Origin of the sequence: Mycolicibacter hiberniae, from assembly GCF_010729485.1 — a bacterium.
In the GTDB taxonomy this organism is placed as follows: Bacteria; Actinomycetota; Actinomycetes; order Mycobacteriales; family Mycobacteriaceae; genus Mycobacterium; species Mycobacterium hiberniae.
This window is the reverse complement of sequence record NZ_AP022609.1, coordinates 117,316-136,517: the sequence shown is the minus strand read 5'-3', so window position 1 is coordinate 136,517 and position 19,202 is coordinate 117,316. Positions and strand designations below refer to the sequence as shown.

18 protein-coding genes are annotated in these 19,202 nt (G+C 67.3%); 13 read left to right on the top strand and 5 right to left on the bottom strand.

The genetic code is table 11. The features are described from left to right. Positions 1 to 20: 20 nt before the first annotated feature. Complete coding sequence (locus tag G6N14_RS00675; protein ID WP_234808990.1) at positions 21 to 785, top strand: DUF6339 family protein; 765 nt, start codon at positions 21 to 23, stop codon at positions 783 to 785. Positions 786 to 959: 174 nt separating this feature from the next. Here the strand turns inward: G6N14_RS00675 and G6N14_RS00670 are convergent, their stop codons facing one another. After that, on the bottom strand, positions 960 to 1,385 hold the full coding sequence (locus G6N14_RS00670; protein WP_264079963.1) for a very short patch repair endonuclease: 426 nt from the start codon (positions 1,383 to 1,385) through the stop codon (positions 960 to 962). Between the two features lie 119 nt (positions 1,386 to 1,504). Here G6N14_RS00670 and G6N14_RS00665 point away from each other — a divergent pair, with 119 nt between their 5' ends. The 11 genes from G6N14_RS00665 (at position 1,505) to G6N14_RS00615 (ending at position 12,754) form a co-directional block, all read left to right on the top strand. After that, complete coding sequence (locus G6N14_RS00665) at positions 1,505 to 2,584, top strand: DNA cytosine methyltransferase (protein WP_085136778.1); 1,080 nt, start codon at positions 1,505 to 1,507, stop codon at positions 2,582 to 2,584. Positions 2,585 to 2,778: 194 nt separating this feature from the next. Then, a complete protein-coding gene (locus G6N14_RS00660; protein ID WP_234808989.1) occupies positions 2,779 to 3,738 on the top strand; it encodes a NaeI family type II restriction endonuclease in 960 nt (319 codons plus the stop codon). A gap of 152 nt (positions 3,739 to 3,890) precedes the next feature. Then, a complete protein-coding gene (locus G6N14_RS00655; protein ID WP_085136701.1) occupies positions 3,891 to 4,658 on the top strand; it encodes a chymotrypsin family serine protease in 768 nt (255 codons plus the stop codon). 261 nt (positions 4,659 to 4,919) lie between these two features. Continuing rightward, on the top strand, positions 4,920 to 5,186 hold the full coding sequence (locus tag G6N14_RS00650; RefSeq protein ID WP_085136777.1) for a sigma factor-like helix-turn-helix DNA-binding protein: 267 nt from the start codon (positions 4,920 to 4,922) through the stop codon (positions 5,184 to 5,186). After that, entirely contained in the window at positions 5,183 to 6,811 is a 1,629-nt protein-coding gene (locus G6N14_RS00645) for a carotenoid oxygenase family protein (RefSeq protein ID WP_085136700.1), read from the top strand. Before G6N14_RS00650 ends, G6N14_RS00645 begins: the two co-directional genes overlap by 4 nt. A 61-nt stretch (positions 6,812 to 6,872) precedes the next feature. After that, the gene (locus G6N14_RS00640) at positions 6,873 to 7,406 is read left to right on the top strand and encodes a sigma-70 family RNA polymerase sigma factor (RefSeq protein ID WP_085136776.1); all 534 of its coding nucleotides are present in this window, start codon (positions 6,873 to 6,875) and stop codon (positions 7,404 to 7,406) included. Next, entirely contained in the window at positions 7,403 to 8,107 is a 705-nt protein-coding gene (locus G6N14_RS00635; protein ID WP_085136699.1) for an anti-sigma factor family protein, read from the top strand. The genes G6N14_RS00640 and G6N14_RS00635 overlap by 4 nt, the downstream gene beginning before the upstream one ends. An 86-nt stretch (positions 8,108 to 8,193) precedes the next feature. Further along, the gene (locus G6N14_RS00630; RefSeq protein WP_085136698.1) at positions 8,194 to 9,933 is read left to right on the top strand and encodes a thiamine pyrophosphate-binding protein; all 1,740 of its coding nucleotides are present in this window, start codon (positions 8,194 to 8,196) and stop codon (positions 9,931 to 9,933) included. Continuing rightward, positions 9,911 to 10,576 carry a DUF8713 domain-containing protein gene (locus G6N14_RS00625; RefSeq protein WP_085136697.1) on the top strand — a complete coding sequence of 222 codons (666 nt, stop codon included), beginning with the start codon at positions 9,911 to 9,913 and terminating at the stop codon, positions 10,574 to 10,576. Before G6N14_RS00630 ends, G6N14_RS00625 begins: the two co-directional genes overlap by 23 nt. Before the next feature lie 7 nt (positions 10,577 to 10,583). Continuing rightward, a complete protein-coding gene (locus G6N14_RS00620) occupies positions 10,584 to 11,606 on the top strand; it encodes a 3-oxoacyl-ACP synthase III family protein (protein ID WP_085136696.1) in 1,023 nt (340 codons plus the stop codon). Then, entirely contained in the window at positions 11,603 to 12,754 is a 1,152-nt protein-coding gene (locus tag G6N14_RS00615) for an aminotransferase class I/II-fold pyridoxal phosphate-dependent enzyme (protein WP_109559883.1), read from the top strand. Before G6N14_RS00620 ends, G6N14_RS00615 begins: the two co-directional genes overlap by 4 nt. Here G6N14_RS00615 and G6N14_RS00610 read toward each other — a convergent pair. The 3 genes from G6N14_RS00610 to G6N14_RS00600 are packed head-to-tail and all read right to left on the bottom strand — an operon-like array spanning position 12,639 to position 15,195. After that, positions 12,639 to 13,655 (bottom strand): NAD(P)/FAD-dependent oxidoreductase, encoded by a 1,017-nt coding sequence (locus G6N14_RS00610; protein ID WP_085136695.1) that lies wholly within the window; start codon positions 13,653 to 13,655, stop codon positions 12,639 to 12,641. The genes G6N14_RS00615 and G6N14_RS00610 overlap by 116 nt on opposite strands. Next, positions 13,652 to 14,152, bottom strand: a complete 501-nt coding sequence (locus G6N14_RS00605; protein WP_085136694.1) for an isoprenylcysteine carboxyl methyltransferase family protein — start codon at positions 14,150 to 14,152, stop codon at positions 13,652 to 13,654. Before G6N14_RS00605 ends, G6N14_RS00610 begins: the two co-directional genes overlap by 4 nt. A 2-nt stretch (positions 14,153 to 14,154) precedes the next feature. Continuing rightward, entirely contained in the window at positions 14,155 to 15,195 is a 1,041-nt protein-coding gene (locus G6N14_RS00600) for a type III polyketide synthase (protein WP_085136693.1), read from the bottom strand. A 166-nt stretch (positions 15,196 to 15,361) separates the two neighbouring features. On the opposite strand from G6N14_RS00600, the gene G6N14_RS00595 reads away from it, so the two are divergent. Continuing rightward, complete coding sequence (locus G6N14_RS00595; RefSeq protein WP_085136692.1) at positions 15,362 to 17,698, top strand: MMPL family transporter; 2,337 nt, start codon at positions 15,362 to 15,364, stop codon at positions 17,696 to 17,698. Positions 17,699 to 17,714: 16 nt separating this feature from the next. On the opposite strand, the gene G6N14_RS00590 is transcribed toward G6N14_RS00595, so the two are convergent. Next, entirely contained in the window at positions 17,715 to 19,142 is a 1,428-nt protein-coding gene (locus G6N14_RS00590) for a protein adenylyltransferase SelO (RefSeq protein ID WP_085136691.1), read from the bottom strand. Between the last annotated feature and the right edge of the window lie 60 nt (positions 19,143 to 19,202).

The window sequence follows — 19,202 nt, the reverse complement described above, 5'->3', positions numbered from 1 at the left end:
AACCTCTACTCTGGCCGCGGATGGATCGATCGATGGCCGAGAAGCGGCTTGCAGTTCTCGGCGAGACATCGGGACCGGAGATAGATCTCACGACCGAACACTTCTCCTTCAGCAGCGTTGGCCGGCGCGCCGGTCGGGCGGAGATCGAAGCGTTGAGAGGTGGGATCGTCGAGATCGCCACGCAGTACGGCTTCAACATTCGATACGGCTACGACCAGGACGGGGACGCAGGCGACGAGGCGCGCCGTAGGTTCGATGCTGAAGTGTTCGCCGCGTTTGCGGCCATGATGCCGATGAATTGGTCAGAAGCCGGCTCTCGTGACTTGTGGTCATGGTGTGCCATAGCGCTGCTGCCTGACATCACACATTGGCGCTGGAAGTGGCGTCGACAGTCCGGGCGTTGGAATCTCCAGCGTTGGATCGGTTCCGATTTGACCCGTCACACCTGGGGACGCCAGTGGTGGCGGGCTGTACAGCTGGAGGCCGCACCCGAGCTGGCCGAGCGAATTCAGGAGGGGGAGTTCAACCAACTGACCGAGCGCGCAGACACCATCGGCGCCAACCCGCTCCTTGTCTCGACGTTTGCGCAGCGCTTCCTCAAATGCGCGGATGGGAGTGGGATCTCGAGGCGCGACCTTTTGCGTGACGCCACCCAGAGGCTGCTTCGTGAGATGTATTTCATCGATGACTCACTCATGTCAGAGAGCGACCTCGTCGCATGGTCTGACCGTGTGCTCGAAACGTCCGTCACAGAACTACTCCGGGTGGCACGAGCCAAGGACTGACGTGGGAACCGTTCAGTAGTCGACTCGTCAGAAACCCGTACTGGCCGACGGCGTCAGTTTCTCAACGCAAGTGTTTGTCCGGAGTGCGAGGGTTCATTCGCTAACTTCGATCGTTCGCCCGTCGCATGGCGGGCCACTGACACGGTCCGACGCATCACCGGTCTGAGGTCCGACCTAACCCAACCTGGTCGATTCGACCACCTCCCTTATCGCCTGCGCGGCGGTACTCGGGTCCTCGTGTTCCCAAAAGCGCAGGACGGTCCACCCCGCGTCGGTCAGCACAGCATTCGTCCGTTCATCACGGGTGCGGTTGCCCAACACCTTCGTCGCCCAGAACTCCGCATTGGTGCGGGCCACTGTGTGGTGATCAGGGCAGCCATGCCAGAAGCAGCCGTCGATGAAGACCGCGACCCGGGCGCGGGTGAACACCAGGTCGGCGCGCATTCGGCGGTTTGAGGGGAGCGGCGGGAAGTCGACGCGATACCGCAGGCCCATTGCGTGCACCAACCGACGCACCGCGAGCTCAGGCTTGGTGTCCCTGCTGCGATTGGCACGCATCGTGAGCCGGGCGTGCTCGCTCGATGCCCACGACTCCGTCACGGGTTCCAGTGTGACCGGATGACGGGCCCTACGCCCCATAACCGGAGGTGGCAGCCGTATTGGGTGAGTCGGTACCGGCCACTGTCGGTACCGGTCGATAACATCGCCTCGTGGTGGACATGATCGACCTTTTCGCAGGTTGCGGAGGCATGACGGCCGGCTTCGCGGCCGAAGGGTACGCCCCTGTGCTGTCGGTCGAGTATGACCTGTACGCCGCCGCCACCTACGCCGCGAACTTCGGCGAAGACCACACGGTCTGGGGCGACATCAAGTCGGTCAAAAAGAATGCGATACCCACCGCCGACGTCGTGATCGGCGGACCACCCTGCCAGGGATTCTCCAACCTGGGATCGAAAGACATCAACGACCCGCGCAACCAACTCTGGCGCGAGTACCTGCGCGTGGTCAGCGCCGCCAAACCCAAGGTCTTCGTCATCGAGAACGTCGACCGGTTCATGAAGTCGCCGGAGTTCCAGCTCCTCCTCGCCGAAACTGAGAACGGATCCCTCAAGGGCTACACCCTCAGCTACGGCCACCTCAATGCCGCCGACTTCGGCGTCGCCCAACGACGTATCCGAACCATCGTCATCGGCTCCCGCGTCGGCCGGATTGAGCTGCCCGAGCAGACACACGCCCGAAACCCCGCTGCGGGCTCGGCACTCCTTCCATGGACCGGCACCAAGACACGAATCAAGGGATTACCTGCCCGTCCCTCAACCACCAGCCTCCCCGCAAGCACCACCAGTTTCTTCGGCGAGACGGTCCCGGGAGTCTTCAAGGGGCTGGACCTACATATCGGTCGCAACCCCACAGCGCTTTCCCTGCAACGCTACGACCATGTCCCGCCCGGCGGCGGACGGTTCGACGTCCCGGAGCATCTACTCCCACGCTGCTGGCGTGAGAAACCGACTGGCACCACCGACGTCATGGGTCGAATGCAGTGGAATTTCCCCTCGCACACGATCCGCACCGAATTCTATAAGCCCGAGAAAGGCGCCTACCTGCACCCACAGTGGGACGCTCGGGGGCGTAACCGGGTGAACCGGCCGATCACCCACCTCGAAGCCGCTCGACTGCAGGGATTCCCAGAGGACTTCCTGTGGTGTGGGACGAAGATCGAGATCGCCCGCCAAATCGGCAACGCGGTCCCCGTCGGTCTCGCCCAGGCCATCGCGAGGCACCTGCGGCCCTATCTGTGACCGCCGGAACCCATTCACTGTTTGACGACCGTCCTGCGACGGCCGTGCAGGATTCCCGTGCACAGGCCCTTCGACGGCGCCGCAACGTCTTCCGTACACACCCTGCGCCCACCGGACCGATGGGCAGGATGCCTCGAGCATGGACTCTGAAGAGCGGCTTGGAGCAATACATACCCCCTTCGTTGCAGCCAATTGTGGACTGGTTCGATGACGCACCGGACGCTCGCGAACGCTTCCGATGGGCCCTGCGCGATTCCCTCGACGAGCTGCTCGATGGCCAGCGCACCGGCCGCTGGGCCTACCAGCACCTGACGAAGACCGAGAAGACATACTTGGGCACCGCCGTTGAGGTGAATCTGACCAAGGAGTTCGAGTTTTGCAACGGAGACCATCTGGACTGGCAGATAGCCGGCCGAGACATCGACTGTAAGTTCTCCAAGGATCTCGGGGGCTGGGAGATCCCGATGGAGATGTACCTCTGCGCCGACCACGGCGACCGCCAGGGCAGGGCTGACCACCCCGCACTTCTCACCTGGTTCGACGACACCACGAGCCGCTGGGCGGCAGGGCTGACCACCGTCAGCGACGAGTCTTTGCGATGGAAGCTGGACGACAACGGCGACACCGTCCGCGCATATAACAGAGACAACAAGCGGCGCCTCGCGGAATCGTCGGCGGCAGGCGTCTACTGGCTTTGGGGCGGCCTCCAGGCCGACCTGCCGCGAAATCTGCTGCTGCACCTGAACCCGGACAGACGCGAACGCATTTTCTCGTTTCCGAATTCTGGGCAGAAAAGGGTGGACCAGCTGTTCCGCGAAGTCCAGGGACAGATAGTTGGCCGCCAGACCGTCCTCACCGTCGGACAGCAGGACGACGCGCCGAAGCGCGTTCGTGACGCCCGCCTGCACCTTCGATCGGGAGGCATCCTGATACTCGGCCACCAAGATTCGCACCCCGCCATCGCCACCGCGCTGCAGCTTCCTGTCCCCGTTAAGGGTGAGTGGATCGCTGTGCGCGTGACGCCGGTGTCCGAGGCCGACACACGACCGTGCTGCATCCTGAGCGGCCAGCGATGGGCCGTGGCGCAGGTTGACGAGCCGACGGTCGTTGCACCGGAGCTGCCCAAGAAGCTGGTAGCGCCCACCTCCGCCTAGCGTTAGGCGCCGGCACCCAGCTCGACATTCGGCGCGGTGTCCTCGTACCGAATGTCGAGTACCTGCGAGGCGGGATCCAATCACCCCCCTGTTCACCCTCCGCGAAATCTCCCCACCCCCACACCCGCCCCACTCTCGGTACCCTCGCCTAAGTGGCTGCCTTTCGACGACTCCCACCCAAAACCCTCCTCACTCGCCTGGGCTTCGCGGCCCTCGCCGTCGCCGTCCTAGCGGGCATCGTCTGGTCTACCCGCGCCCAACCGGTGCGCCAGCTCATCCCGCTTCCTGCCGCGGAGGCCATCGGCCCCGGTGTCGGAATCAATGTCACCGCCGACGGCAGCTCGGAGGCCACCAGCTGCACCGCGGGCTTCCTGGTGCAGACCAAGACCGGCCAGCCGGGGCTGCTGTCGGCGGGGCACTGCAACACGCCCGGTGGGCGCGGCGCGGTGTCCATCCACCACGGCGCCCTGTACCCCACCGTCGGCACCTTCGCCGAAAGCGTCTACGACGCCAGGACCGGCAACAACATCGGCCTGATCACCCTCAACGACCCGGGCAAAATTCCGCTGACCTCGGAGATCGACGGCCTTCCGGTGACCGGCCTGGCCGAACGTGTCGAGGTCGGCGACACCCTGTGCCATCTGGGAAGCCGTAGCGACGAGCCGCTGTGCGGACCGGTGGCCGCGGCGGAGAAGGACAAGGTCCGGTTCACCGCGTCCGGCACCTGCGGCGATGCCGGTGGCCCCGCGTTTCGGATGCGGCCCGACGGCACCGCCGAAGCGGTCGGCATCCTGACCGTGGTGTCCGACGGCGAGGATCCCGAGGCGGCCTGCGAAGCGCCGAACGAATCGTCGGTCGCGCAGCTGATCAAGCCGTGGCTGGATGCCTGGCAGCTGACGCTGGTCACCACGTCGGCGTAGCGAACCGGGCTCGAGTTTCCGGCACCCGCTAATGGTCGCCGGTCCCTACCCCCGCCGGCCCGCGCGCGCCACACTGGAGAACACGGCCGCAGCGGCGGACATCCGATCGGATGGTGAACCGGACGCGACGCTGCCTCGTGTCACCTCCGGGAGGCTGGTGCATGCAGAGAAGAAAACCAGCGGAAGATCGACACCACCCGCGGGAAGCCGCGGCCGGGCAATCAGGTGCCGCCAGGCACCCGGGACCGGATCCGCAGTGTCATGACCACTGACGATCACGGCCGCCTGAGCAGCGCCTCACCCACCACACCCCCCGGTGTCGCGCCCACCCGCGCCCGGGTCGCCACCGCGCTGGCGCGGCTCTCCACCGATCACCGGGCCCTGCTGCGGCGTGCCGTCTCCGACGGCTGGAGCACCGCACAGATCGCGGCAGATCTGCAGATCGCCGAAAACACCGTGAAAGCCCAGCTGCACTACGCCCTGCGGACCCTGCAACAGACACTGCGAGACATGGGAACGGTGCTATGACCACGTCGCACCACGAGTACAGCAAGTGGGATGCCGCCTACGTGCTGGGATCCCTGTCGGTGGCCGACCGTCGCGAATTCGAGACACACCTGGCGCAATGCGCGTTGTGCCAGGAAGCCGTCCACACACTCGCCGAGATGCCCGCGGTGCTGTCCCTGCTGGACCGTGAGGACTTCACCCCCGCCGTCGACGGCGAGCGCAGCGCACATTTCCCGACCGCACGCACCCGAGTAGCCCACAGCGTCCACGGGCTCACGGATCAGCGGGATTCCGCCGCCCCGGTGGCGGTGCTGCAGCCGCCGGAAACGGTGTTTCCGGTCTTCCGGCCCGGCAACTACGGCCCGGTCCCCGACGAGCTCACCGCCTTCGACCTGACGGTCGAGGGAAGTATCCCGGCCGAACTGAACGGCTGGTATCTGCGTAACGGCCCCAACCCGCGCGACGCGGGCGGGCACTGGTGCACCGGGGACGGCATGGTGCACGGGGTTCGGCTGGAGAACGGCCGGGCTGCCTGGTACCGCAACCGTTGGGTGCGCACCGACAGCTTCGAACGTCGGGTCCCGCCGCTCAACGACGACGGCAGCCGCAATCTGCGGGCCAGCGCGGCCAACACGCACGTGATCCAGCACGCCGGCAAGACCCTGGCCCTGATGGACACCGCGTTGCCCTACGAGATCACCCACGACTTGGACACGGTGGGTGCCTACGACTTCGGCGGCCAACTGGTCGATTCGATGGCCCCGCACCCCAAAGTCTGTCCCGCCACCGGCGAACTGCACTTCTTCGGCTACGGCGATCTGACCCGGCCGCACATCAACTACTACCGGGCCGGTGCTGACGGCACCGTGAGGGTTCGCCGTCCGATCGAGGTCCCCGGACTGACGCTGATGCATGACTTCGCGCTGACCGCGCAGCATGTGGTGTTCCTGGACCTGCCGTTGGTGTTCAATCCGCGGGTCGCGCTCACCGGGCCCATCGAGCGTGACCTGCCGTACCGCTGGGACGACACCTACGGCGCCCGCATCGGCGTGTTGCGCCGCGACGACCCCTTCGGTCCGGTCCGCTGGTTCGACATCGACCCGTGCTACGTCTTCCACATCGCCAACGCATTCGACGTGGAATCGCACCGCGGCAACGAGATAGTGCTGCATGTGGTCCGCTACCCCGAACTGTGGCGCGGCAGTAGCGACTTCGAGACCACCGCCGCGCTGTGGCGCTGGACGATCGACCTGGCCACCGGCGCGGTGGCCCAGACCCAGCTCGACGACCGCGACATCGAGTTCCCCCGCGTGGACGACCGCCGCGTCGGTGCCGACGCTCGCTACGCCGTCGCGGTCAGCACGCAGGGCCTGGTCCGCTACGACCTGGTTCACGACAGCGCCGAGGTGCACCGATTCGGCGTCAACGGCATGGCGGGCGCGCCTGATGAGGCGGTGTTCGCACCGGCGCCGGGCCAGCGGGACGAATCGGCCGGCTGGTATCTGAGTTACGTCTACAGTCCGGTCCGCGAGTCCAGCGACCTGGTGATCCTCAACGCGTCGGACTTCGACGCCCCACCAGTCGCCCGGGTACGACTGCCGCGGCGCGTGCCGCACGGCTTTCACGGGAGCTGGATCCCGGACTGAGGTGCCAAAACATGAACCCGGCGGGCTCGCACTTCGTGCCATTAGGCAGGAGGTGATCAGCTTGCCTCGGACCGGTATTCCGTCGGACCATGAAGCCGCGCTGATACGAGGGCTCTACGAGGAGCACGCCGCGGTGTTATGGCGCTACGCCCTGCGCTTGACCGGCGATGCCAGCCGCGCCGAAGACGTCGTGCAGGAGACGCTGCTGCGTGCCTGGCAACACCCGGAGGTCATCGGCGACGCCGAACGCTCGCCTCGGGCCTGGTTGTGCACCGTGGCCCGCAACATGATCATCGATGAACGACGCAGCGCGCGGTACCGTCACGTCGTCGCATCGCTCGACGAGACGACCGCCCCCGAGCAGGCCACTCGCGACGAGGTGGACAACGCCCTGGACCGGATGCTGATCGGCGACGCGATGACCCGTCTGTCGGAGGAACACCGGGCGGTGATCGAGCGCTCCTATTACCGTGGATGGAGTACGGGCCAGATCGCCGAGAACCTCGGGATCGCTGAGGGAACTGTGAAATCACGCCTGCACTATGCGGTACGGGCTCTACGACTCGCCCTACAGGAGATGGGGGTGACACGATGACCACGCCACGAGAGTTCGCCCCGGCCGACGGCGAGCACCCTTACGCGATGTGGGATGCCGCCTACGTGCTCGGGTCGTTGTCACCGGCTGATCGGCGAGAATTCGAAGGGCACCTCGCCGGGTGCGCGCAGTGCCGCGAGGCCGTCGCCGAGATCAGCGGCGTGCCTGCCCTGCTCTCGCAGCTCGACGATGCCGGTGTCACCGCGATGGATGCCTCCGGTGCCGCGCAGCCGCCGCCCCCGGGCACTCTGCTGCCGGCCCTGCTCACCGAGGTGCGCCGGCGTCGCCGCCGTACCCGGCTGGTGACGTGGTCGGCGTCGGCTGCCGCGGCGGCCGTCCTGGGCATCGGTGTGCTGATCGGCATCGACGCCACCACGACATCACCTCACCACGATGCGGTGCCGATGGCGCAGGTCGGAACGACGGCGCTGGCCAGTACGGTCGTTGTCACCGACAACTCCTGGGGCAGCTACATCGACTTGAGCTGTGTCTGCCTGGCGCCGGTGAACGCCCACCACGACACCCTGGCGTTGGTGGTGGTGGGACGCGACGGCAGCCAGACCCGGTTGGCGACCTGGGTCGCTGAACCCGGGCACACTGCCACACCGGCGGGCAGCATCTCGACACCGTCGCATCAAATCGCTGCCGTTCAAGTGGTTTCGGCCGTTGACGGCAAGGTCCTGCTGGAGCGCACGCTGTAGCTCGTGCCGAGCCGTCAAGCGATGGCTCCTGAACCAAAGCCCGCCGCGAACCGTGTCAATGACATCGTCACGAGTTAGGCGGGCAGATGTCCAGGATTGCTACCGTGGTCGATCACATCGTCGCCCAGTTGGCGGCCATGGGAGTCGGTCACATCTTCGGCGTCGATGGCGCGAATATCGAAGATCTTTACGACGCAGCGTATTTCCTCCCCGGCATCACCGCGGTGCTGGCCAAACATGAGTTCTCCGCGGCCACCATGGCCGATGGCTACAGCCGCAGCGGCGCCGGCCTGGGAGTGGTGGCCGCCACGTCGGGCGGCGGCGCGCTGAATCTTATTGCCGGTCTGGGTGAATCCTTGGCCAGCCGGGTGCCGGTGCTGGCGCTGGTAGGCCAGGCGCCGAGCGCTTTGGACGGCCGGGGCAGTTTTCAAGACACCAGCGGCCGCAACGGCGCACTCGACGCGCAGGCGTTGTTCTCGGCGGTATCGGTCTTCTGCGAGCGGGTGACCGACCCCGAACACATCCTGGCTGCCCTACCTCGCGCGATCGCCGCCGCACGCACCGGTGGGCCCGCAGTACTTCTGCTGCCCAAGGATGTTCAGCAGGCACTCATCACGATTCCGACTTCCGGCGCCTACCACGGCGGCGATCATCGCGTGATCAGCGACCCGCATCCCATCCTGCGGGCGCTGCGCAACGCCCACGGACCGGTCACGATCATCGCGGGCGAGCAGGTGGCCCGCGACGACGCCCGCGCCGAACTCGAGAACCTGCGGGCACTGCTGCGGGCCCGGGTGGTGTGCGTCCCGGACGCCAAGGATGTCTCCGGCACAACGGGTCTGGGAGCCTCCTCAGCACTGGGGGTGGCAGGTGTGATGGGCCACCCGTCAGTCGTCGAGACCCTGCACGCCAGCGCGGTGTGCCTGGTGGTGGGAACCCGACTGTCGCTGACGGCGCGCGCCGGCCTCGATGAAGCCCTGAGCGCTGTTCGCACCCTGTCGATCGGTTCAGCGGCGCCGTACCTGCCGTGCACACACGTGCACACCGCCGACCTTCGCGTGTCGCTGCGCGCCATCTGCCGGGAACTCTCCGGCGCCGGGCGTCCGCGGTGGCTACGCGTACCCGAGACGGTGCCACGCACCGCGTTGGCTCCCCCGCCCTACACCGGCCCGGGAGTGCGCTATCGGGATGCGATGGCCGTGCTGGACCGCACGCTGCCCGACGGCACCGACATCGTCGTCGATGCCGGCAACACCGGCGCGGCGGCGATCCACTACCTGCCGCCGCGCCGCGGCGGTCGCTACCTGGCTGCACTCGGTATGGGCGGCATGGGCTACAGCTTCGGCGCCGGTATCGGCACGGCACTGGGCCGCGGCCGGCGCACCGTGGTGATCGCCGGAGACGGCGCGTTCTTCATGCACGGGATGGAGATTCACACCGCCGTCCAATACCGCCTTCCGATCCTGTTCGTGCTGTTGAACAACAACGCGCACGCCATGTGCGTCACCCGCGAGCAGCTTTTCTACGACGGCCTCTACAGCTACAACCGCTTCACTCCCAGCCACCTCGGCGCCGGTCTGGCCTCGATGTTGCCGGGCCTCACCGCCATCGACGCCACCGACGCCGGCGCGTTCGCCGAGGCGGTGGCACGGGCGTTGGACCGCAACGGCCCGTCGGTGATCAGCGTCGAGTGCGCCGCCGACGAGATACCCCCGTTCGCCCCGTTCCTTGCCCCCTCGGCCAAACCCGACACCGCACTCCGCCACAACGGCGAAGTAACCACCCACCAGGAGGATCACTGCAATGTCGTTGCCAGCACTCGCTGATATCAGCGTTCACACCGGCTCACCGGGGCCCATCGACGGCCTGGTCCGCGTCGAGACCAGCCCCCGGGAGGTCGCCACCCCGATCATCATGGAGATGATGCACTCGGTCTACCCTCACGACGCGGTCTTCGGCGACTATTGCACCGTCAACGACTACATCGACTGTCCGCCCGACGAATTGTTCGAATACCTTTCCGACACCCGCTGTTTGGAAGAGTGGACCTACAGTCTGCGCGGCTTCACCCCGGCCGACGAATCCGGGCTTTGGCTCGCCTACGACCGCCTGGGTTCGGAAACCAAGATCTACACCCGCACGGTGTCCAACCGGCAAGCGCGTACCGTGGACTATCACTGCGCCTGGGACCAGCCCGACCACCTCTGGATGATCTACCTGATGCGGGTCATCGACGCTCAGGTCGTGCTCAACAAGCCCGGATCGGTTGTGCTGTGGACCAATTGCCACCACCCGTTCTACGACCACAACCCCTATCCGGACACCGCGCCACCGCAGCGACCGGTGTGGGTGGGCGACTTCTGGGACATGTTCGGCGCCGGCCATCTGCTGGAACTGAAGAACTTGAAGGCGATCGCCGAATACCGGCACCGCAATGGCCTGCCGATCACCCCGTTCTGGATGCGGTGAGTCGATCATGAACCGATCCGTCGTCAGCCTGACCGACGTCTCCAGCTATGTTCCGGGCGAACCCGTCGGCGCCGATTACTACATGCAGTTCGCCGAGTCCGATACGTTGCGCGACAACCTGATGTTCCGCGCACCCAAGTTCCGCCACCACGTGGGAACCGACGAGACCGCGGCCGACATGATCGAGCAGGCGGCACAGGGAATCATCGAACGCCACGGCCGAGAGGTCATCGAGAACGTCGACATCTTGATCACGCACACTCAGTTGCCCGACATCCCGTTCTGCGGCGCCGGCGGCGGCATCGCCCACCGATTGGGGATGCACCCGACCACGGTGCTGGACCTGCACAACGGCGGCTGCGCTGCCTTCATCCTGGGCCTCAACGTCGCCCGCCAGCTGCTGGCGGCCGGCGCCGGGCGCACGGCGTTGATCGCCATCGCCCAGAACGCCGCCGGTCAGGTGTTCGATCAGCCTGCCGTGCGCGGAAAGCCGCAGGCCTCGGTGCCCGGCGACGGCGCCGCTGTCGGGTTGGTGACCCGGTCGGATCACTCGCCGATCCTCGACGTCGAATGCCGGACCTACGGGCAGTACGCCGGCGATATGACCTACGCCGTCGACCCGTACCGCAAGTGGTGGCAACCCGGGCCGGGGGCCGGCTACATCGGATTCACCGACGACAAGATCACCAAGGTGCTCGCGCGCGGAAACCGGCAGGTTCCCGAGGTCGCCCTGGCGGTGTGTCACCGCATCGGAGTGTCCGCCGCCGATATCGGCCTGCTGGTCACCAATCAGCCCAACCGGGTGTTTCTGCGCAATTGGCGCGAAGCCCTCGAAGTGCCCGAATCGCGCCATATGGACACCTTCGATCAGTATGGCAACCTGTTCGGCGCCGGTATCCCGATCAACCTCGATCGCGCGATTGCCCAACGGCGGGTGTCACCGGGCGAGGTGGTGGTGATGGCCGGCTTCGCGCACGCCGGTGATTTCGCCGGTGCGGCCGCGATCCGCTGGGGCGGACCGCCGCGATGACGTCTGCGGCGTATGCGGATTCCTTGATCGCGCACCGTAGCGGCGCGGGCCCGTCAGCGGTCGATCCTTTCGCGTTGGCGCTCAACGAGAGCCCGCTGCCGCCGCTGCCGGCGGTGCGTGCGGCACTGATCGACCGCATGGGCGCGGCCAACCGCTATCCGGACTTTCTGCCCTTCCGGTTGCGCCGTCTGATAGCCGATCACGCGCAGGTGGGCGAGGAGAACGTGGCCATCGGTTCCGGGGCGTCCGGGCTGGCACTGCGGGTGTTCCAAACGTTCGCAACTCCCGGAGAACGAATCGTATTGAGCACACCTACTTTTGATGGGTTTCCGGCTTTTGCGCGCATGGCCGGCCTGGACCTGGTCGACATACCACTCGACGGCGACGGCCATCATGATCTGACCGCCATGGCGCACGCCGCCCAACATGCGCGGATGGTCGTGGTGTGCCGGCCGCACAATCCGACCGGAACCGTGGAGCCCGTCGCCGAGGTCGAACGGCTGGTTGCGAACGTACCCGCCGACACCATCGTGGTGCTCGACGAGGCCTACATCGAATTCGTCTCCCCCGGCCGGCGCATCGACGTGTCCCGCCTCATCGCGCGGTTTCCGAACGTGATCGTGTTGCGGACCTTCTCCAAGGCCTACGGTCTGGCCGGGCTGCGGATCGGCTATGCGCTGGCGGCGCCGGCGCTGGCCGGCCTGCTGTGGTCGACGCAGCTTCCGTTCGGCACCGGCGCCGGATGCACCGAGGCGGTGGCCGCGTCGTATGCGGCCGCAGCGCAGTTGGAGCAGCGCATCGCCCGGATCGTCGCCGAGCGCAGCTATCTGCGGGCCCGGTTGCACGCAGCAGGTGCCCGCACCACCGATTCGCACGCCAACTTCGTGTACCTGACGGCGGCGGAGCGGTCCTGGAGCGAGGCTTTCACCGGCAGCGGTCTGCGGGTCCGCGGCTATCCGGACGGAGCGGTGCGCATCACGGTGGGTTCGCGGGCATCGACGCTGCGGGTGCTGGCGGCGGTGGAGCGGGCCCTCAGTGGGCCAGCAGGTGCACCGCGCGGTCGAACACGCTCGGCAGTGCGCAGCATGCGGGAACCAGCGCCCGTCGGGCCGGCTGCCATGCACCGGCCAGCACCAACCCCCGGGTGAGCAGGCGATACCGGCGGGTGATCGAGCGCCAGGAGCGCTCGTAAGCATCCGGGTTGTCGTCGATGATCGCGGCGACAGCCGCGGCGGCCTGCTTGACGGCCAGGCTGATGCCCTCGCCGGTGAGCGCATCCTCGTAGCCGGCCGCGTCGCCGACCAGCAGCACCCGGCCGGCGACACGGCGCGAAACCACTTGCCGCATCGGCCCGCAGCCCCGGGCGGGGCCGTGTGGGGCGTCACCGAGGCGGGCTGCCAGGCGCGGAAACCAGTCCAGCTGGGGGCGGTGCGCCGACAATACGGCCACCCCCACCAGCTCCGGGTCGACCGGCGTCACGTAGGCCTCTCCCCAGCGCGACCAGTACACCTCGACGGATTCCGACCACGCCGGAACCCGGTAGTGCCACCGCAGCCCGTAGCGCCGGGGCACGCCGGCGGTACAGGAGATCCCGACGGCGCGGCGGACGGTGGAGTGCAGTCCGTCGGCGGCGATCAGCCACCGGGCTCGGACGCCGCCGGCGGTGACTCCCCTGTCGTCTTGAACGACGTCGCCGATGCGGGCGGCGATCCAGTCGACGTCGCTGCGCTTGGCCTGATCGGTCAGCGCAGCGTGCAGCGTGGTGCGGCGCACGCCGCGCCCCGGCCCATTGCGGAACGGGGCCTCCGCCCGTCGCTGCTCGTCGAGGTAGGTGATGCCGCGCAGGGGCATACCTTCTGGATCCACCCCGAGCGAGGTGAGCACCTCCAGCCCGCCCGGCATCAGCCCCTCCCCGCAGGCCTTGTCGATGGGGCTGGCCCGAGGATCGGCGACGATCACCGAAAGCCCCTGCTGACGAGCGCACAGCGCTGTGGCAAGTCCCCCCGGTCCGCCGCCGACGATCAGCAGGTCGGTGTCGAAGCCGGTCATCGATACCCCAATGCCACGTTCTCCACCCGAATCCGCTCCAACAGCACCGCGGCGTTTGCCAGGCCGAACCAGAGCGCGGTCAGCCACGCGGTATGGATCAACGGTAGTGCCAGCCCTTCGAGTACCACGGCCACATAGTTGGGGTGACGGATCCAGCGATACGGGCCGCCGTGCACCAGCGGGCTTTCGGGCATGACGATCACCAGGGTGTTCCAGCGCCGGCCGAGCGTGGTCACGCACCACCAGCGCAGCCCCTGGCTCAGGGCGGCCACCGCGAACATGGGCCAGCCCAGCCAGGGGAAGAAGGGCCGGTGCAGCAGCGCCACCTCGCCGACGCAGCTGAGCAACAGCGCCGCATGGATGCCGACCATCACCGGATAGTGCCGGTGTCCGAATTCGGTGCCGCCGTTGGCGAATGCCCACCGTGCGTTGTTCTTGGCCACCGCCAGTTCCACCAGGCGCTCCAGCCCGACCGCCAGAATCAACAGGTAGTACATGCTCACCACTCCAGCAGCACGAGTTCGGCCGAAAAGCCCGGCCCCATCGCGATCATCAGTCCGCGGGAGCCCGGCGGCGGCGGATCGGACTCGATGCCGTCGAGGATGTCCAGGACGGACACCGAGGACAGGTTCCCGTGGTCGTGCAGCGACTTTCGGGTGCGTGTCAAGGCGTCCGGACCCAGATGCAGCAGATTCTCGACCGCATCGATCACCTTGGGCCCGGCGGCATGCACGATCCATGTCGAGATATCGTCGCTGACCAGGCCGTGGTTCGCCAGGAATTCGCGGACGTTCTCACCGAGGTATTTCTCGACGATCGCGACGATCTCCACACCCAAGACGATGCTGAAGCCCTCACTGCCGATCTTCCATCCCAAGATGTCGTCGGTGTCGGGGTAGGTCTGAGACTGGGTCGCCAGCAGCCGCGGTCCACGGGCGGCACGTCTGGCTCCTGTCGCGATGACCGCCGCAGCACCGTCGCCGAAAAGGCTGGCGGCAACCAAGTTTGCCACGGAATGGTCTTGGCGCTGCACCGTCAGCGAGCACAGTTCGACGGCGACCAGGGCCGCCACCTGGTCGGGAAAGGCACGGAGGTAGTCGTGGACCCGGGCCAGGCCGGCCGCACCGGCGACGCAGCCCAGCCCGAACAGCGGGACGCGTTTGACGTCGGAGCGAAGACCGATCCGGTTGACCAAACGCCCCTCCAGAGAAGGAACCGACAGTCCGGTCACCGTCGTCGAGAACACCACATCGACGTCGGAGGGTGCGATTCCGGCGCGATCGAGCGCCGCCAGCAGCGCCCGCTCACTGAGCTCGAGCGCGATGTCGAGGTATTCGTCGTTGGCCTCGGTGAAGCCGCTGAGCTTGGAATAGCGCCCCAGCGGCAGCGCCAGCTGCCGGGTGGCGACGCCACTGTGCGCGGCGAACCGCTGAAAGTCCGGGCTGGCGAAGTCCGACAGGGCGGCCATCACCTCCCCCTGACGGTGTTGGTGTGAAGGGAATTCCACCGCGACGGCGGCTACGGTCGGTGTGTTGTCCATGCCGAAGTCACGGCACCGCCGACGCCCCGGTTCACCTGCTCGGAGTACCTGGCCGATCTTGACCGATAGCCGGCAAATGTTGAACGCTCGGACGGTCCACTACGTATGTTGTCGGTGGGGGTGCGCCGGCACCTCCGGTTGACCGGCCCGGCGAAAGGTCACGGGATTGCTGCACCGAATAGCCCTGCTGGCCCTCGCCGCTCCACGTCGTGTTCTGGCCTTGGCCGGCCTGGTGATGGTCGCTGCCGCGGTGTTCGGAATCCCGGTGGCCGACAACCTGTCCGCAGGCGGTTTCCAGGATCCGGGTTCGGAATCTGCGCAGGCCACCGCGTTACTGACCGACAAATTCGGCCAGAGTGACCAGCAACTGCTGATCCTGGTGAGTTCCCCGCAGGGAGTTCACAGCGAGCAGGTCCGCTCGGTGGGCACCGAGATCGCCGCAGAGCTGCGGGACTCGCCGCACGTCTTCAACGTCACCTCGCCCTGGACCGGTGCACCGACGGCCGCCGCCCGGCTGATCAGCACCGACGGTTCGGCCGGCATGATCGTGGCCAACCTGCGCGGCGGCGAGAACGACGCCCAGAAGTACGCCCGCACCCTGGCCGACCAGGTCGCCCACGACCGGGACGGCGTCAGCGTTCGTGCCGGCGGCGGCGCGATGGTCTACGCGCAGATCAATCATCAGAATCAGCATGACCTACTGCTGATGGAATCGATCGCGATCCCGTTGAGCTTCGCGGTGCTGGTGTGGGTTTTCGGGGGCCTGTTGACGGCGGCGTTGCCGGTGGCGCTGGGCGGGCTGGCGATCGTGGGCTCGATGGCGGTGCTGCGGCTGATCTCGCTAGGCACCGATGTGTCGATCTTCGCGATGAACCTCACCACGGCGATGGGTTTGGCGCTGGCGATCGACTACACGCTGCTGATCATCAGCCGCTACCGCGACGAACTGGCCGAGGGCGCCGCGCCTGACCGAGCGCTGATCCGCACCATGACCACCGCCGGCCGCACCGTGCTGTTCTCGGCGATCACCGTCGCGCTGTCGATGGCCGCCATGGTGTTGTTCCCGATGTATTTCCTCAAGTCGTTCGCCTACGCCGGGGTGGCGACCGTGGCGTTCGTGGCGATCGCCGCCATCGTGATCACCCCGGCGGCGATCGCCCTGCTGGGGACCCGGCTCGATGCGCTGGACCTGCGCCGCCTGCTTCGCCGGCTGCTGCGGCGCCCCGCACCGGTGGCCCGGCCCATCGAACAGGGTTTCTGGTATCGGTCCACCACGTTCGTGGCCCGCCACGCGGTGCCGATCGGCCTGACGGTGGTCACACTGCTGGTGGCGGTCGGTGTTCCGTTTCTCGGGGTGAGGTGGGGCTACCCCGATGACCGGGTGCTGCCGCGAACAGCGACGGCCCATCAGGTCGGCGACGCGCTGCGCGAGCAGTTCGCCGACGACTCCGCTCAGGCGGTGCCGATCGTGGTTCGCGACGCACGCGGGGTCGGCCCCGCCGAGTTGGACCGCTACGCCGCTGAACTGTCCCGGGTGCCCGACGTGTCGTCGGTGTCGGCGCCGACCGGGACCTTTGTTGCCGGCAACCGGGTGGGTGATCCCTCAGCGGCCACCGGGATCAAGGACGACAGCGTGTTGCTGACCGTCTCCAGCACCGCCCCGCTGTTTTCGCAGCGTTCGGAGACCCAGCTCGATCGGCTTCATCAGGTCCCCGGACCCGACCAGCGGCCAGTGCAGATGGGCGGGCTGGCCCAGATCAACCGCGACAGCGTCAACGCGATCACCGACCGTCTGCCGCAGGTGCTGGGACTGATCGGCGTCATCACCTTCGGACTGTTGTTCCTGCTGACCGGCAGCGTGGTGTTGCCGATCAAAGCGCTGATCCTCAACATCTTGTCGCTGTCCGCGGCGTTCGGTGCGCTGGTCTGGATTTTCCAGGACGGCAATCTCGGGGCGCTCGGCACCACACCCACCGGGATGCTGGTGGCCAACGTGCCGGTGTTGCTGTTCTGCATCTCGTTCGGGCTGTCGATGGACTACGAGGTGTTCCTGGTCTCCCGGATCCGGGAGTACTGGTTGGCCTCGGGGCGCACCCGCGCCGACAACGACGAGAGTGTGGCGCTGGGCCTGGCGCATACCGCCCGGGTGATCACCGCTGCGGCACTGATCATGTCGATCTCGTTCGCCGCGCTGATCGCCGCGCAGGTGTCCTTCATGCGCATGTTGGGGCTCGGTCTGACGTTGGCGGTCCTGGCCGATGCCACGCTGATTCGGATGGTGCTGGTGCCGGCGTTCATGCACCTGATGGGCCGGTGGAACTGGTGGGCACCGGGCCCGCTGCGCTGGGTGGCGCAGCGCTTCACGATCCGCGAGGACGGTAGTGGCGCGGCGGGCCGGCATGCCGCACCGCCGGGCCATCGAAGCCCGCATGTCCCGGCCCAGCACGGTGCACATCGGGCGGGGCGGGCGCACAGCGAGGCCGTGGTGTCAACGTCGGAGTGATCGCCGGTGCGGGCGATCACGTTCCGCAGAAGGTGCGGTACTCCCCGAATTCGGGCGGCGCGGGTGCGGCGTAGTCCTGCAGACCGTCACGTTCGCGGTAGGGCTCGCCGATCACCTCCAGCAGCGTGAGCACGGGGGCCAGCTCGCCATGCATCGCGGCGGTCAACGCCTGCTCCACCAGATGGTTGCGGGGGATGTAGACCGGGTTGACCCGGTCCATGGCGTCGGCGTCGGGTTCCAGGGCCCGCCAGCGGTGCAGCCAGTCGGCGAACACCGGCGGCAGCGCGTCGGGGTCACCGCGCCCGGCGCGGGCGAGTTGCCGGAAGAACGACGTGTAGTCCACCTGGTTGTCCTTGAGCAGCGCCAGTGCCTGGTCGATGAGGGCGGCGGACTCCACGCTGCCGGTCAGCCCGAACTTGGCCAGCATCCCAGCCGACCAGTAGCTGTGATAGCGCGGCATGAAGCCTTCGAGGGTTTCTACCGCCACCGACAGCGCCAGCTCCTCGGTGGTGGCGAGCAGCGGCAGGATGGCTTCGGCGAAGCGGGCCAGGTTCCACTGGGCCACCAGCGGCTGGTTGCCGTAGGCGTAGCGCCCGGCGTAATCGATGGAGCTGTACACCGTGGCCGGGTCGTAGGCCTCCATGAAGGCGCACGGCCCGTAGTCGATGGTCTCCCCGGAGATGGTCATATTGTCGGTGTTCATCACCCCGTGCACGAACCCGACGTGCATCCACTTCGCGATCAGCGAGGCCTGGGCCTCGAGCACCTCCTGAAACAGTGCCAGGTAAGGGTTCTCGGCTTGCGCGGCTTGCAGGTAGTGGCGGGCGATCGCGTAGTCGGCCAGCCGGCGCAGCAGGCTCAGATCGCGGGTGGCGCGGGCCTGCTGGGCAACCAACTGGAAGCTGCCCACCCGCAGGTGACTGCCGGCGATGCGGGTCAGCACCGCACCGGGCAGCGCCGTTTCGCGTTGCACGTGTGCTCCGGTGGCGACCACGGCCAGGGACCGGGTGGTGGGAATGCCCAGGGCGTGCATGGCTTCGCTGATCACGTACTCACGCAGCATCGGGCCGACGACAGCCAACCCGTCGCCACCGCGAGCGAACGGGGTGCGCCCGGAACCCTTGAGGTGGATGTCGCGGGGCGTGCTGTGGTCGAGTTCGCCGAGCAGCAGGGCGCGTCCGTCGCCGAGCAGCGGGACGTAGTTGCCGAATTGATGACCGGCATAGGCCTGCGCGACCGGGGTGGCGCCGTCGGGAACGGCGTTTCCCGTCAAGAACTTCAGACCGTCGGAGCTGCGCAGCCAGGCGGAGTCCAGACCCAGGTCGGCAGCCAGCGCTTCGTTGAGGACCACCAGCTTCGGCTCCGGCGGAACGGCGGCCTGCCAGGGCTGGGCGAGCTCCGGCAGCGCGCGGGCGAAGTCGGCGGTCAGAGTCGGGGACGCCATCTGGCCAGCCTACGCAAGGCAGCGTTCCTGACCCAGGATCCGATTGCCCGCAGGCGCGCC

What these genes read in the sequence shown, in the direction of transcription:
- G6N14_RS00600 (WP_085136693.1), bottom strand. Translation starts at nt 15,195, where the DNA reads ATGGACAACACACCGACCGTAGCCGCCGTCGCGGTGGAATTCCCTTCA.
- G6N14_RS00605 (WP_085136694.1), bottom strand. Translation starts at nt 14,152, where the DNA reads ATGTACTACCTGTTGATTCTGGCGGTCGGGCTGGAGCGCCTGGTGGAA.
- G6N14_RS00625 (WP_085136697.1), top strand. Translation starts at nt 9,911, where the DNA reads ATGTCGTTGCCAGCACTCGCTGATATCAGCGTTCACACCGGCTCACCG.
- G6N14_RS00610 (WP_085136695.1), bottom strand. Translation starts at nt 13,655, where the DNA reads ATGACCGGCTTCGACACCGACCTGCTGATCGTCGGCGGCGGACCGGGG.
- G6N14_RS00645 (WP_085136700.1), top strand. Translation starts at nt 5,183, where the DNA reads ATGACCACGTCGCACCACGAGTACAGCAAGTGGGATGCCGCCTACGTG.
- G6N14_RS00620 (WP_085136696.1), top strand. Translation starts at nt 10,584, where the DNA reads ATGAACCGATCCGTCGTCAGCCTGACCGACGTCTCCAGCTATGTTCCG.
- G6N14_RS00675 (WP_234808990.1), top strand. Translation starts at nt 21, where the DNA reads ATGGATCGATCGATGGCCGAGAAGCGGCTTGCAGTTCTCGGCGAGACA.
- G6N14_RS00615 (WP_109559883.1), top strand. Translation starts at nt 11,603, where the DNA reads ATGACGTCTGCGGCGTATGCGGATTCCTTGATCGCGCACCGTAGCGGC.
- G6N14_RS00635 (WP_085136699.1), top strand. Translation starts at nt 7,403, where the DNA reads ATGACCACGCCACGAGAGTTCGCCCCGGCCGACGGCGAGCACCCTTAC.
- G6N14_RS00630 (WP_085136698.1), top strand. Translation starts at nt 8,194, where the DNA reads ATGTCCAGGATTGCTACCGTGGTCGATCACATCGTCGCCCAGTTGGCG.
- G6N14_RS00590 (WP_085136691.1), bottom strand. Translation starts at nt 19,142, where the DNA reads ATGGCGTCCCCGACTCTGACCGCCGACTTCGCCCGCGCGCTGCCGGAG.
- G6N14_RS00650 (WP_085136777.1), top strand. Translation starts at nt 4,920, where the DNA reads ATGACCACTGACGATCACGGCCGCCTGAGCAGCGCCTCACCCACCACA.
- G6N14_RS00665 (WP_085136778.1), top strand. Translation starts at nt 1,505, where the DNA reads ATGATCGACCTTTTCGCAGGTTGCGGAGGCATGACGGCCGGCTTCGCG.